We start from the raw sequence: 15193 nt of genomic DNA, 5'->3' as shown, positions 1-15193 counted from the left end.
ATATGTATACCGACGTGCCAGCCCTGTGGGCTGGGTGCGCCGAGTGAGCCATTACTTGTAATGCCACCTTTCAGCCCTTATTAGGATAGAACCGGCGGTAGCGGACGGTATACGCGATAATAGTACCTTACTCTGCGATTCGTTCCCGCTAACTAATTACCATACTGTCATCGGCCCTCCCATGGGTAAGATTACGGGCCTGTGGCTATCAGCGATGACGCTACTGGCTGTGGTTGCGGTGTCGACGGCCCCGGTGTTCGGGCCGGGTGTCGCAGCCGCGTCCAATCACGAGACAGCGGCTATCGAGGTGACCGACGCCTCTGCGACAAAGACCAACAGTTCCGGTATACACGATGCGCCGTTCTCTGTCGTCTCCGGGATGGAGTTCCAGGTGGAGCTCACGGCTGAGAACACCGGAGACAGCGATGGGACGAAACAAGTAGCCGTCACGGCGGACGGCGAGGAAATTGAGCAAGCCGACGTTGCGGTTGGCGGCGGCCAGCAGACGACGGAGACTGTTCCCGTCACCCTCGACGACACCGGCGAGTACGACCTCGCCGTCGATGGAGTCCCGGCCGGGACGGTAACCGTCGTCGAACCGCCGAACATCACGGTCACCGAGACGACAGTCGACCGGGCTACTGTCACGCGAGGCGAAACCATCGAGGTAACTCATACGCTCGAAAACACTGGCGGGCAAACCGGCGAACTGACGATCATACCGAAACTTGAGAACACGGACACCGGAGCGTCCCGGATGGTCAACGAACTCGCCGTCAAGGTCGGTGGCGGCGACACGGAGACGACCTCGTGGACGCTGGACACCGGGACCCTTGACGAGCTGCCTGCCGGGGCGTACGAACTGCGGGACGGTTCCGGCTCGAACCCGACCATCACCATCGAGGAATCCAGGCAGTTCACCGTCGAGTACTCGCAGCTAAGCGACGACTCGACGGTCACCGGCGAGCCCGTCGACCTGACGGTCCGGATGCAAAACCCCAGAGGCGGGGACGGGTCGGCGACAGAGGACGTCGTTCTGCAGACTGACAGCTCCGAAATCGCCACCCGGACCGTCGAAATCGAGAACGGCGATACGGAGACGCTGGAGTTCTCACCGAGCTTCGACAGCGAGGGTACTTACGACCTGACGATAAACGGCGAATCGGTCGGGACTGTCGACGTTGCGGACGAGGGCTCGCTCCAGATTCAGGACGCCGGGCTCATCGACACCCAGGTCAATACTGACACGGACACGGGTGGCATCGGGACCCGCGAGCCGGAGCTGTGGGTGACGGTGGAGAACACTGGCGGACAGACCGGAACGATTACGCTGCCTATCGAAGTTGGCGGCACACAGGTTGGCCAGGAGTCGGTAACGGTCCCGGCTGGAGAGACAGTCAACGAGACACTCCTCTATCGACTCGAAGGAGCTGTTGACGAGGGCGACCACGAGGTCACGGTCGACGGCGTCATCGCCGGCACCCTGACTGTCGGCCAGCCCGATATTCAGGTCACCGACGCGAAGTGGAACAGAACAACGGTCACCCGGGGCGACGCGGCAGAACTGACGGTGACGGCCAGAAACGATGGGACCGTGACCGCGAAGCAGGAGTTCTGGGTCGAAACGGAGAACGAAGCCGTCGACGCCGTCTCGTTCGATCTGGAACCCGATGCATCCGATACGGACACGTACGTGCACACGTTCGAGGAGCCCGGCACGTACCAGTTCACGGTCGGTAGCGAGACTCAGACCGTCACGGTGGAGCAGCCAGCGACGTTCGAAGTCTCCGAAAGGGCGCTGAACACGACGAGGGTGGGCGAGGGCGAGAGCGTCGCGGTGACCGCGACGGTTACGAACACTGGCGACCAGACCGGTACCTACGAGGTCCCGCTTACAGTCGCTGACGAGCGGGTGAACGCCACGGAACTGCAATTAGGCCCTGGAGAATCGACGACTGTCTCGTTCACGGAGTCGTTCACCGCCGTCGGCACGTACCCTATCGACCTCGACGGCGAGCGGGTCGGAACAGTTCGAGTCTCCGAGGCGGCGACGTTCGAAACCACTAGCGTCGACCTGAACCGAACGGACGTCGTCACCGGGGAGCCGATAGCTGTCACCGCGTCCGTCCGGAACGAAGGCGATCAGACCGGGACAGCCGATGTACGGCTGCAGGAGGACGGCAACACGATAGACACGCAGTCGGTGACACTCGACGGCGGCGAGGAAGCGACCGTCACGTTCGTCCAGTCGTTCAGCGATGCGGGGACGCGGGACATCGCCGTCGACAACCAGTTCGGAGCCAGCGTGACGGTCACGGAACCGGCGACGTTCGAGGTCAGCAACGCGGCGGTCAGTAGCGAGTCCGTGACTCAGGGCGGCTCTGTCGAGCTTAGCGCGACCCTCACGAACACCGGTGGCCAAGCGGGGACTGTCACCGGTGAATTCGCCGTCGCGGGCTCCATCGCGGAGAGCCGAGAAGTGACGCTGGAGGGCGGTGAAGCGACGGAAATCACGTATAACCACGTCTTCAACGACAGCGGGAACTACGTAGTCGACATCAACGGCCAGCGGGCTGGCACTGTCACGGTCAAGGAGCCGGCGGCATTCGACACGGCTGCCGTCGACCTGAACCGGACGAGCGCTCGGACAGGCGAACCGATTGAGGTGACTGCCACCGTTGTCAACAACGGCGACGAGACAGGGACCTCCCCGGTGCGCCTCCAGACCAACGACGACATCGTGGACACGAGGAACGTCACGCTCTCGGGCGGTCAACAGACCGAGGTCTCCTTCGTCTACGTCTTCGAGAGCGGCGGAGAGTACGACGTGGCGGTCAACGGTGACTCCGGTGGAAACATCTCAGTGACCCAACCCGCGACGTTCGAGGTTCGCGACGCCCGACTGAGTAATTCGTCCACCGAAACCGGCGAGTCAGTGGACGTGACAGCGACTGTCGCAAACGTCGGGACAGAGAGTGGGAACTACACCGCGGCGCTTACAGAGACCAACCAGACGCTCAAGTCCAGAACTATCGGCCCGATTGCCGGCGGTGAAACAGTAACTGTCTCCTTCAGTATCTCCTTCGACAACGAGGGCAACCGCTCGCTCGCTATTGGCAACGCCGCCACTGAAACGCTTGCTGTCGAAGCCGAAAGCAGTAGTGACGGCGGTGGCGGAGGCGGTGGCGGAGGCGGTGGCGGCGGCGGAGGCGGTGGCGGTGGCGGCTTCGATCTCGACGACGAGTCGGACGAGACCGACGACGGCGGCGGCGCAGAGGCGCCCGCGATCTCGCAGTCCCAGATCGACAACGGAGTCACTGTCCGAGTGACTGCCGACGCCGCGAACTCGACGGTCACCCAATCGCTGAACCGCTCCGGGCCGTCCGAGACCGCGCCGGCGTTCACCCTCTCTGCACTCTCGCTCGACGTGACCAACGACAGTGATGGGTTCAACGCGACGATGCTCGGCCCGCAGGCCACGCCGAACAACATGACCGAAGTTCAGGCAGACGGTGTGCGTGGGTACGTGACCGTCACTTCCGGCGCAAATGCGTCTGCCATCAGCCGGGTGAGGTACACCCTGCGGCTCAACGAATCGGCGCTGCCGACCAACGGATCGATGGACGCCGTCCGGGTGTTCCAGTACCACAACGGGTCCTGGAGTCAGCTACCCAGTAGCGCCAACGCGACGAATACGTCTATCCAGGCGTCATCGTCCAACCTCTCGACCATCGCTGTCGTCTCCCCGGTCGCTAATACGTCCACCCCGACGACGACAGCCAGCTCCTCGAATACGAATGCATCGACGCCGACGCCCGCAGAACTCACTGTTGCCGATGCATCCCTGATGGCTGACTGGGTCCGGGCCGGCTTCAACACATCAGCGCGAGCGACCGTCGAGAACCCGACCGACGAAACCGTCGAACAGACGCTGACGGTCACTGTCGACGGCGACCCGGTCGCTTCTCGGACCGTTCGACTCGACGCCGGCGAACAAACTACCGTGACGATGGAGTTCGAAGCTGTCGACGGCGCAGTCGCGGTCAACGGCGTCAGTGCAGGTGACCTCCGCGTTGGCTCGAACTCGGCCCCGAGTACGGGCGGGTCCGGGACTGCCGAGACTGGTGAAAGCGGCGGCGGTGCGGAGCCAGCCTCCGAGACGGTCTCGGCCTCCGGGCCCGGATTCACCGTTCAGCTGGTCGCACTTGTGCTGGCGTTAATCGGCGGTCTCGTCCGAGTCCATCGTAGGGTGTAGAGGTCGTACGGACGGCGGATTTTCCGGCCACACTACCGGTTCTGTGTACGAAGGACGACCTTACCGAGGGTTTGGCTGCTGGGTAACTAATCCTTTACTCGCGTACCTCCCTGTATGAGCGAGGTCAAACAACTCTTTGCTGCTGTCACTATCGTTTTCGGCACCGCTGCGCTCGCGTCCGTATTCGCTGTCGGCAGCGTGGGTGCCTCCGGCGCCGGCCCCCAGAACGGTGTATCGGACGCCGCAGTGAGCACACCCGGAGCCGCCGTCGAATCTATTATCGAATCCGACTCTGAGAGACTGCTCGGGCAGGTAAACGAAACGGACGCACCGACCGACGGCGAGCAGACTGCGGAGGCCCAACAGACGCCGACGGAACAGCCACAGACAGACTCCGAAGAAACCGAAGACCCGACCGACCAGACGGAGGAACCTACGGAGAGCCCGGAGACACCGACTGAGAGCGAGGAAACGGAGGAATCGACCGAAAACGAAGAAACGGAGGAGCCGACGCAAACCGAGAACCCCACAGAAAGAGAACATACCGAGACACAGACCCAGACTGAAGAGCCGAATGACAGTGAGGAGACCGAGGAACCGACGGACGATGGAGAGACTGAGCAACCAACGGACAGTGAGGAGACCGAAGAACCAACGGACAGTGAGGAAACTGAAGAACCAACGGACAGTGAGGAAACTGAAGAACCAACGGACAGTGAGGAAACTGAAGAACCAACGGACAGTGATGAGACCGAGGAACCCACTGACCGTGAGGAAACTGAAGAACCAACGGACAGTGAGGAGACCGAGGCACCGACGGACAGTGAAAGAACTGAGAACGGTACACAGGAGGAAACTGAGGCGGATAGCGATGTCGGCGCTGCCGACACTGACGACTCAGGTGGCAACTCCGACGACGATACCGACTCCAGTGGAGACGGTTCGAACGACTCAGGCGACTCCGACAATAGCGGCTCCGAGGACTCTGACGGCTCGGACAACGACGATGACTCCCAGTCTGACGGTGGAATCTATGACGAGATCACGGGGTCGGATGGCAATGAAAACGGGACGTCGACCGATGGGACGAACGCAACCGCGCGGAACGGAACAACAGGCGGGGGCGCGCCTGCCGGCAACACGACCGGCGACGGAAACGAAACCGCCGGATTCGGAACCGAAGTGGGTACCGATGGGGAACCCACTCCCGAAGGTCAGGGGAACGCCGATTTGCAGATCAGGGAGGCCTCACTGTCGGCTGACTGGGTTCGGGCCGGGTTCAATACGACCGTGCGAACGACAGTAAAGAACGCCCGTCCGCGGCCAGTCAACGAGACACTGACGGTGACGGTCGACGGCGAACCGGTGACGACGGACGAAGTGGCGCTTGAGCCCGGTGAGGAGACGGTCGTCGAGACAGAGTTCGAGGCGGTCAACGGAACCGTTCGGGTCAACGGCGAGACGGCGGGCCCACTCACAGTCGAAAACCAATCCATTCCGGCCACTGACAGCGATGACAGGGCAACGACCGCGGCACAGGGCCCCGGGTTCTCACTCCGCCAAGTGGGCGTCGGTGTCGCGATACTCGCCGTGGTCGGCTGGACGCGTCGGGGTCTCCGACGCCAGCGGGACCGCTGAACCGGACCACTGGCGGGCGGTCCGAACTGGTTGTGTGGTGGATTTTTACTCACACCGTCCGACTGGCACGTATGGCTCGTAACCTCGCAGTCGTCGGTGCCGGTGGTGCCGGTGCGGCGGCAACGTACGCGCTCCACGACGCGGAAGTCGACGTAACAGTGTTCGAGAAGAGCCGCGGCGTCTGCGGGCGCGCCGCGACCCGGCGGCACGGCGACTGCACGTACGAGTACGGGGCGAACTATCTCAAGGCGGACGACGGGCGCGTGACGGAACTGGTCACGGAGGCGCTCCCGACCGAGGGACTCGTCGATATCGAGGAACCGGTGCACGCGTTCGACAGGACCGGGGAAATCGACGCCGGACGGGACGCTGACGAACACAAATGGACGTACGAGGCGGGCATTACACAGCTTGCAAAGCGACTGTTCGACGAGACCGACGCCGAAGTAGAGAACGGCGTCCGGGTCGAACGCCTGGAGCGGCAGCGCGACGGCTGGCGGCTCGAGGACGACGACGGAGCGGACCTGGGGCACTTCGACGCTGCGCTGCTGACACCGCCGGCCCCCCAGACAGCAGATTTGCTGGGACAGTCGCGGTGGGATCACGACGACTGCCGGGCGCTTCGGCAGGAAATCGCCGCCGTCCCCTATCGAACGGTCATCGCGGGGGTGCTGCACTACCCCTTCGAACTCGACGTGCCGTGGTACGCCGCGGTCAACAGCGACAAGGACCACGACATCGGCTGGGTCGGCCGCGAGGAGTGCAAGGACGGCCACGTCCCCGACGGCGAGTCCCTGCTGCTGGTCCAGATGAACGAACCGTGGTCGATTGCGAACTACGACGAACACCCCGATACGCTCGTCGACGACATCGCGACGCGGACGGCTCGACTGCTGGACGACGACCGGCTTGCCGACCCCGACTGGACCGACCATCAGCACTGGCGCTACTCCCAGCCCGAGGGCAAGGTCGACCACGATCTGCTGGCGTGTGCCGCCGAGCACGACCTGTACTTCGCCGGCGACTGGGTGGCCGGCGAGGGGCGACTCCACGCGGCGCTGCGGAACGGACTGGAGACGGGCGAGGCAATCGCCGACAGCGGGTAACGGAACGCCTTTGGGTGCCCGCCGACAGCCACCGACATGGACCACAAGCGGGAACTGACGAGCGTCGACCTCGCCGCTCTTGAGGGCGAACTCGCCGGCTACGAGGGCGCGAAGCTCGACAAGGCGTACCTCTACCCCGAGGACGACCTCGTCAGACTGAAGCTCCGGGACTTCGACCGCGGGCGCGTCGAGTTCCTCATCGAAGTCGGCGACGTCAAGCGCGCCCACGCTGCCGACCAGAGTCACGTCCCCGACGCACCGGGCCGCCCGCCGGACTTCGCGATGATGCTCCGGAACCGGCTGTCGGGCGCTGACCTCGTCCGCGTCGAGCAGTTCGAGTTCGACCGCATCATCGAACTGGAGTTCGACCGCGAGGACGCCTCGACGACTATTGTTGCAGAACTGTTCGGTGACGGGAACGTCGCCGTTCTCGACGAATACGGCGAGGTCATCGACTGTCTCGAAACTGTGCGGCTCAAATCACGGACCGTCGCGCCCGGGACGCCCTACGAGTTCCCCTCGGCGCGGTTCAACCCGATGACCGTCGATTACGACGGGTTCGTCGCTCGTATCAAGGAATCCGACGCTGACCTCGTACGGACGCTGGCGACGCAACTGAACTTCGGCGGCCTCTACGGCGAGGAGCTGTGTACCCGCGCCGGCATCGACTACAACGTCGCCGTCGACGACCTCGATGAGTCCGATTTCGAGCGGCTGTACGAACTCATCGACGAGATGGGGACGCGCCTGCGTGAGGGAGATGTCGACCCGCGGGTGTACTACGAAACGCTCGACGACGGTGACGGTGCAGGCAACGGGGAATCCGGCGATGACCCGGACCGCCGGCGCATCGACGTGACGCCGATTCCGCTGGCGGAGTACGAAGAATTGTACAGCGAATCTTTCACGGAGTTCAACCCCGCGCTGGACGACTACTTCTTCAATTTCCAGCGGGAGGAGGAAGTCGAGGGCGGCGAAACACAGCGCCCGGACTTCGAGGCCGAGATAGAGAAACAGCAGCGCATCATCCAGCAACAGGAGCAGGCTATCGAGGACTTCGAAGCCGACGCCGAGGTCGAACGGGAGAAGGCCGAACTGCTGTACGCCAACTACGACCTCGTCGACGACGTGCTCTCGACGGTGCAGGCCGCCCGCCAGGACGACGTGTCCTGGGACGACATCGAGGCGAAGTTTGACGAGGGGGCCGACCGCGGAATCGCGGCCGCCGAAGCAGTTGTCTCGCTTGACGGGAGCGAGGGGACGGTGACCCTCGACATCGACGGGACGCGGGTCACAGTGGACGCCTTCACCGGCGTCGAGAAGAACGCCGACGAACTGTACAAGGAGGCCAAACGCATCGAGGAGAAGAAGGAGGGCGCGCTCGCTGCCATCGAGAACACCCGCGAGGACCTCGAAGCGGTCAAAGAGCGGCGCGAGGAGTGGGAGGCCGACGACGGCGAGGACGAAGCCGATAACGACGAGGCCGAGGACGAACCGACGGACTGGCTCTCGATGCAGTCCATTCCGACCCGGTCGACCGAGCGCTGGTACGAGCAGTTCCGCTGGTTCCACACCTCGGACGGCTTCCTCGTCATCGGCGGCCGCGACGCCGACGACAACGAAGAACTCGTCCAGAAGTATCTGGAGGGCGGTGACAAGTTCTTCCACGCGCAGGCCCACGGCGGCCCGGTCACGGTGCTCAAAGCGACCGGTCCCAGCGAACCGTCCAAAGAGGTGGATTTCCCGCAGTCTTCACTGGACCAAGCCGCACAGTTCGCTGTCTCGTACTCCTCTGTCTGGAAAGACGGGAAGTTCGCCGGCGACGTGTACATGGTCGACCCCGACCAGGTGTCGAAGACGCCGGAAAGCGGCGAATATCTGGAGAAGGGCGGCTTCGCCATCCGCGGCGACCGGACGTACTTCGAGTCCACGCCGGCCGGCGTCGCCGTCGGCATCACCTGCGACGACGAGACGCGAGTCATTGGCGGCCCGCCGGCTGCCATCGAGGGGCAGGCCGCGACCAGCATCACCGTCGAACCGGGCCAGTACGCCCAGAACGACATCGCGAAGCGCCTGTACCGGGAATTCAAGGACCGCTTCGCCGACGAGACGTTCGTCCGCAAGGTCGCCAGCCCGGACCAGATACAGGAGTTCCTGCCGCCGGGCGGCAGCCGGATGACCGAGGAGTGACGATGCCGGGGCAGAGAGAACACCGCGCCGGAGGTAGCTGGCTGCATGAGTGATCTCGGAAAAATCGACCGCGAACTGTTCGATACCGTCATCTACCCGGAACTGGGCGCGGACCGAGAGGACGTGACGCTGGGGCCGACCCACGGTATCGATTTCGGCGTCATCGACGTCGGCGGCGACGCCCTCGTCACGGCCACCGACCCATTGTCGGTCCTCCCCGATTTGGGGTTCGAGCGGGCCGGTCGGTTCGCGCTTGACGTGGTCCTGGCCGACGTTGCCGTTTCCGGTCTCCCGCCGTCGCATCTCTCCGTAACGTTCACCCTCCCACCGGCGATGAGCGACGACGAACTGGCGGCGATGTGGCACGGCTTTGCCGGGCGGGCCGAGGAAGTCGGCGTGAGCGTCGTCACCGGCCACACCGCCCGCTACGCCGGCGTCGACTACTCCTGGGTCGGTGGTGCGACGGTGCTCGGCGTCGGGTCCCACGACGACATCGTCCGGCCGGACGGCGCTCGGGCGGGCGACAAACTGGTCGTCGGCACCGGCCCCGGGGCCGAAGTCACTGGCCTGTTCGCCAATCTCTTTCCGGAACAGATCGGGCTGTCGCCCGACCGAACCGCCATCGCACAGGAGCGACTGGCCGACACCGCGCTCGTCGAGGACGCGATGGCCGCGACAAACGCCGGCAACGTGACGGCGATGCACGACGCGACGGAGGGCGGTATCACCGGTGCGTTCATCGAAATGGCCGACGGTGCGGGCGTCCGGTTCGACGTGGATAGCGAGGCGATGCCGGTTGCTGACGGCGTCGGCGCGCTCTGTGACGCGCTCGACATCGACCCCTGGCACGTCAGTAGTTGCGGGACGCTTCTGGCTGCCGTCAACCCTGCAGACGCTGATAGCGTCGTCGACGCGCTCAGGGACCGCGGGACGCCAGCCGCCGTCGTCGGCGAAGTGACCAACGGTTCAGGGCTCTACGTCGACGGCACCCGACAATCGCACCCCGGGGCGGACCCGTCGTGGGAGGCCTTTGGACGCCTGCAGGCGGCTGCCGAGGGCGACACAGACCAGCGGTGAGACACGGAGACTCTCCCGACGCGAACTGACAGCACGTAACACCTACTGCTATATGTACTTGTAAGACGTATTATAATTCAATGTGACACATCGTCGTGACTGACGTGGCAGCGGCCACGCCAGCCAGGCTACTGTCACGGAGCGTCATCATGTTCAAAGAAGCCATATCGTATCCGCAGGACGGCGACAGCGCAGTGAAAACCATCGCTATCGGGGGTGCGTTGCTGTTCCTGAGTTTCCTCGTCGTTCCGCTGTTCTTCGTGTTCGGGTACGTCGTCCGGTCACTCCGGGCCGTGATGAACGGGGAGACGACGCCGCCGGAGTTCGACGAATGGGGCGACCTGGGCATAGACGGGCTGAAGGCGTTCGCTATCGGATTCGTTTACTCGCTGGTCCCGACGGTGATCACAGGGACAGCACTGTTTCTCACTGTTGCCACCTTCGGACCCAGCGAGACCGTCTTCAGTGGCGTAATCACGGGATTGCTCCTCACAGTCGCCGCGCTCGGAATGCTCGCGATTTCCCTGGCCGCAGTGTACATTGTTCCGGCCGCCGTCGTCGCCTACGTTCGGACCGACAGCGTCGCCGCGGCGTTCTCGCCGAGTGACCTCCGCCCGCTCCTGTTCAGCCGCACCTACGCTACTGGCTGGGTCGTCGCGTTCGGTATCAGCCTCCTCGCCGGCGTCGTCGTCAGCGTCCTGAGCGCCACCGTCGTGGGTTCCGTCCTGACACCCTTCGTAGTGTTCTACGCTTACGTGGCCGGGGCCTACGCTATCGGGACCGCTGTCAGGGAGATGCCGGAAATCGCCTCTGAACCCGCGACGCCCGCTGCAGGCTCGGTCGCCTGATTAGTTCGGTCACGGTTTTCCTGTCCCAGCGCGTCGAATGGCAGAACACTTGTGTCCCTGAAGCGGACGCTTCAGTATGCAAATACAGAGTCAGGAGACCACCGCCGAAGGGGCAGAGCGCATCGAGGTGGTCCCCGAGACGCTGGACGACCTCTGGCATCTCTCGTACGTCATCGAGCCGGGGGACCTCGTCTCCGGCGACACGACCCGTCGCATCCAGCGCAACGACGACAACCTCCGGGACAAAGGCGGCGAGCGAGAGCCGATGTGGATTCAGATCGAGGTCACCGACGTGGAGTTCGCGAAGTTCGCCAACCGCCTCCGGGTCGGCGGCGAAATCGTCGACTGCTCTCGGGAGGACCAACTGGGTTTTCACCACACGCTCAACGTCGAGGAACACACCGAACTCACCATCGAAAAGCATCTCAAACCGGACCAGGCCGACCGCCTGGAGGAGGCCGTCGAAGCCACGGAGAACCCCGATGTGGCGATCGCGACCGTCGAAGAGGGTGAGGCCCACGTCCACACCGTCGCCCAGTACGGCACAGAGGAGCGGGCGACCATCACCTCGACGACTGGCAAGGGCGAGTATGCCCGCCCGCGCAAGGAACTGTTCGACGAACTGGCGTCAGTCCTCAAACGCCAGGACGTGGACGCCTACATCCTCGCGGGTCCCGGCTTCACCAAACAGGACGCGCTAGACCACTTTCAGGACGAGATTCCCGATATCGCCGAGCAGATTACCGTCGTAGACACGTCTGCTGTCGGCGACCGAGGCGTCCACGAAGTACTCAAACGCGGCGCTGTCGAGGACGTGCAACAGCAGACCCGCATCGCCGAGGAGGCGGATTACATCGACGAACTGATGGAGCGCATCGGGTCGGGTTCGGAGGTGGCCTACGGCCCGGAGGAAGTCGCCAAGGCGGCCGACTACGGCGCTATCGAGACGCTGCTCGTGCTCGACGAGCGGCTCCGACTGGAGCGGGCCGGCGAGGGCGACTGGGACATCGACGTCGACCAGATCATCGAGACGACAGAGCAGAAAGGCGGCGACGTGACCGTCTTCTCCGCGGAGTTCGCGCCCGGCCAGCAGCTCTCGAACCTCGGTGGCATCGCCGCGCTACTTCGGTACCGACTCGATTGAGACCGCGTACCCACGATACGTGTCTGCCGTCTTTCATTCCGCCGGTGAGTCTCCCGAAACCGTTTTTTGCCCCGCTCACTATTGCTACGTAGTTCCAATGTCTGCGAGGAGTGGGTGATATGTCGTTCGAAGAACAACAGGACTTTGCCAGACAGGTCGCCGACCTGAACAAGTACGGGCAGGCGCTCAATCGCTGTGAGTCCGTCGACGAGGTCGTTTCCCTCACGCTCGAAGCGATGTCGCTGCTGTTCGAGTTCTCCTACTCTACGTTCGTCGAAGTTCGTGACGACGACCTCCGGGTCGTCCACAGCACGAACCCGAATCTCGTTCAGGGCGAGCCACCCAGTGACCTGGCTCGACGGGCGCAGGAGGCCGGCGAGACGCTCGTCGAACAGGGCGCTGACGCCGCTGTCACGGCCGACTCGGACGTGACGGGTGCGCTGGCTGTCCCGGCCCGGATGGGTGACGAGGTGACAGCGGTGTTGGTCACACGGTCACAAACCGTCGAGGAGTTCGGGGACGAGTACGTCAGACCAATGGAGATTCTCGCGACCCACGCCGCGACGGCCATCTCCAACATCCGTTCCCGCGAACGGCTAGAACGGGCACACCGGGACCTGGAACGGCGAAAGGAGATGATCGAGATGTACGACCGGCTTCTCCGCCACGACCTGGGCAACGACCTTCAGGTCATCGCCGGGTTCGCCGATGTCGTCGCGGGACAGGTCGACGGCCAGACCGAGGAGTACGCCGGCAAGATACAGCGCGCGGCCGAGAGCGCCGCCGACCTCATCCAGCGCGTCGGCGACCTCGTCTCGACGCTAGAATCGCAGGACAACCCGGAGCCACAGGACCTCGCGACGGTTCTCGGGGACACAGTCCGGGATGTCAGAGCCAACTACGGGTCACTGACTGTCGATTTCGAGCCGTCAGCGTTCGAGTATCAGGTGTACGGCGGCGACCTGCTCGACTCCGTGTTCACGAACATCATGTCCAACGCGGCGGTCCACAACGAGGGCGAGGTACACATGCGAGTGGCTCCGGCGGAAGCCACCCCTGACGAGGTCACTGTCTGTTTCGCCGACGATGGGGCGGGTGTCTCGCCAAACCTGCGCGAGAATATTTTCGAAATGGGTGTGAAGGGGCAGAAGAGTTCGGGGACCGGCTTCGGCCTCGGGTTCGTTCGGGCGCTGACCGAGTCCTACGGCGGCAGGGTCAGCGTGGCAGAAAGCGACGCCGGTGGAGCCGAGTTCCGCGTCACGCTCGAACGCGTTTAGGTCCTGTCGACGGTTATCGTCAGGCCGTCTTCGGCGAACTGCACGTCGCCGTCGTAGCTGTCCGCTATCGACTCCAGCATCTCCTCGTGTCGTCCCTCCGTGTGTGGATACAAGTGGGTGAGATACACACGCCCGACCTCGGCGTCGGCATCGCGGAGCGTCGCTCCGAGCGTCGTCGGCGTCGGGTGGTTCGACACGTCCACGTCATCCGGGAACGAGCAGTCGTGGACGAGCACTGCCGACCCTTCGGCGAACTCGACGAGGTCCGTGAACGCCTCTGAGTCTGCGCCAAGCGTTATCGCCGGTCCGTCATCGACTGAGAGTCGGTAGGCGAAACACTGCATCGAGTGGCGCGTCTCGCAGGTGTCGCCGCTGAACCCAGCCAGTTCGAACGGTCCGCCATCGAGGTCCCTGAGCGTCAGGTCCAGTCGGTCCTGCATGTAGTCGTGTGTTTCGAGGAGGTCCCGAACCAGGTCGGACGTGCCCGGCGGACCCGCTATCGTGAGCTCTGTTTCGCCGGCCAGCCAGCGGGCCTTCATCAGCACGTCGAGGTCGGAAACGTGGTCTAGATGGTGGTGGGTCAGTAACACGGTGTCGACGCCTTCGTAGCCCGCGTCTGTTCGGGCCAGCGAGTGCAACACGCCGCTGCCACAGTCGACGAGCAGCCGTTTTCCGTCGCGTTCCAGCAGATAGCCGGACTGCATTCGAGAGCCGGTGGGCATGGCGCTGCCGGTGCCGAGAAACGTGAGACGCATACCGGACGACAGCGAGCGAACGGACAAAGGCGTTGGCGTGTGGGGGCGGGGAGACTACCAGGGAGCGTCAGCGGAGTGAGGGCGGTGGCCGTCGGCGGGGACGGGGTCAGGGCGGCTCGGGGGCAGGTCACCCGTCGACGGCGCAGTTCATGCTTTGGACGGGGATAGCAAAAGCCCACCTGTGGCTCAAAACGCGTTTTAAGTGAACCCGAGCCGCGACAAAACCGCGAAACGGAGCGGGAGACACTTGTGCGAGCACGACGAGAAGCGAGTATGAAGAAATCACTCGACGAACACGCCGAGCGCTTCTCCGAACACGCCGACGCGTACGACGAGGACCAGGATTCGGCGGCGTATCGCGCCTGTGTCGACTTCGCTGTCGAGCACGCGGCCCCCGAAAGCGACGACGTAGTCCTCGACCTCGGCACGGGGACCGGAGCGATTGCGTTCGCACTCGCGCCCGACGCGGGCGAGGTTATCGGCCGCGACATCAGCGACGGGATGCTGGAGAAAGCACGGGAGAAAGCCGACGAGCGAGGCGTCGAGAACGTGAGCTTCGGCGATGGCCGTTTCCGCGCTCCGAACGTCGACGGCCCGGTGGACATCGTCACGTCGAACTTCGCGATGCATCACCTCGGCGATGACGAGAAGCGCGACGCCATCGACACCATCGCCGATCTGGGGCCGCGACGAATCGTCCTCGGAGACGTGATGCTGTTCGGCGACGACGACCCCGATGCGCCGTTTTACAGCCCCGAAGTCGACGACCCGGCGACGGTCGGTGTCCTGGCTGACGCCTTCACCGACGCCGGCTACGCGCTGACGGCCGTCGAGATGGTCACCGAGCAGGCTGGCGTGCTGGTCGCCGAACGGATCGATTCGGACTGAATCTACTGGACCGCT

General features: G+C 64.0%; 10 protein-coding genes. 9 read left to right on the top strand and 1 reads right to left on the bottom strand.

Annotated features, from left to right (window positions below; all coding sequences use genetic code 11):
- The first annotated feature begins 181 nt into the window (after window positions 1–181).
- The 8 genes from ACNO8S_RS07560 to ACNO8S_RS07525 all read left to right on the top strand — a co-directional run bounded on the left by ACNO8S_RS07560 (window position 182) and on the right by ACNO8S_RS07525 (window position 13535).
- Entirely contained in the window at window positions 182–4255 is a 4074-nt protein-coding gene (locus tag ACNO8S_RS07560; protein ID WP_420182744.1) for a CARDB domain-containing protein, read from the top strand.
- Window positions 4256–4369: 114 nt separating this feature from the next.
- On the top strand, window positions 4370–5893 hold the full coding sequence (locus ACNO8S_RS07555) for a hypothetical protein (protein ID WP_420182743.1): 1524 nt from the start codon (window positions 4370–4372) through the stop codon (window positions 5891–5893).
- A 71-nt stretch (window positions 5894–5964) separates the two neighbouring features.
- A complete protein-coding gene (locus ACNO8S_RS07550; protein WP_420182742.1) occupies window positions 5965–6999 on the top strand; it encodes an NAD(P)/FAD-dependent oxidoreductase in 1035 nt (344 codons plus the stop codon).
- A gap of 36 nt (window positions 7000–7035) precedes the next feature.
- Window positions 7036–9189 (top strand): ribosome rescue protein RqcH, encoded by a 2154-nt coding sequence (rqcH, locus tag ACNO8S_RS07545; RefSeq protein WP_420182741.1) that lies wholly within the window; start codon window positions 7036–7038, stop codon window positions 9187–9189.
- Window positions 9190–9234: 45 nt separating this feature from the next.
- Window positions 9235–10266, top strand: coding sequence for an AIR synthase family protein (locus ACNO8S_RS07540; RefSeq protein WP_151146174.1), 1032 nt, complete (start codon window positions 9235–9237; stop codon window positions 10264–10266).
- 149 nt (window positions 10267–10415) lie between these two features.
- The gene (locus ACNO8S_RS07535; protein ID WP_064288092.1) at window positions 10416–11114 is read left to right on the top strand and encodes a DUF4013 domain-containing protein; all 699 of its coding nucleotides are present in this window, start codon (window positions 10416–10418) and stop codon (window positions 11112–11114) included.
- A gap of 76 nt (window positions 11115–11190) precedes the next feature.
- Window positions 11191–12258, top strand: coding sequence for an mRNA surveillance protein pelota (locus tag ACNO8S_RS07530; protein ID WP_420182740.1), 1068 nt, complete (start codon window positions 11191–11193; stop codon window positions 12256–12258).
- Between the two features lie 119 nt (window positions 12259–12377).
- On the top strand, window positions 12378–13535 hold the full coding sequence (locus ACNO8S_RS07525) for an ATP-binding protein (RefSeq protein WP_050038298.1): 1158 nt from the start codon (window positions 12378–12380) through the stop codon (window positions 13533–13535).
- On the opposite strand, the gene ACNO8S_RS07520 is transcribed toward ACNO8S_RS07525, so the two are convergent.
- Window positions 13532–14290 carry an MBL fold metallo-hydrolase gene (locus ACNO8S_RS07520; RefSeq protein ID WP_023843268.1) on the bottom strand — a complete coding sequence of 253 codons (759 nt, stop codon included), beginning with the start codon at window positions 14288–14290 and terminating at the stop codon, window positions 13532–13534. The genes ACNO8S_RS07525 and ACNO8S_RS07520 overlap by 4 nt on opposite strands.
- A 273-nt stretch (window positions 14291–14563) precedes the next feature.
- Here ACNO8S_RS07520 and ACNO8S_RS07515 point away from each other — a divergent pair, with 273 nt between their 5' ends.
- Window positions 14564–15178, top strand: a complete 615-nt coding sequence (locus tag ACNO8S_RS07515) for a class I SAM-dependent methyltransferase (RefSeq protein WP_050038100.1) — start codon at window positions 14564–14566, stop codon at window positions 15176–15178.
- The last annotated feature ends 15 nt before the right edge of the window (window positions 15179–15193 follow it).

Origin of the sequence: Haloarcula sp. KBTZ06 (assembly GCF_048595605.1) — an archaeon.
Classification (GTDB): domain Archaea; phylum Halobacteriota; class Halobacteria; order Halobacteriales; family Haloarculaceae; genus Haloarcula; species Haloarcula hispanica.
The sequence above is the reverse complement of the archived record's forward strand: the minus strand, read 5'-3'. Positions and strand labels throughout refer to the sequence as shown.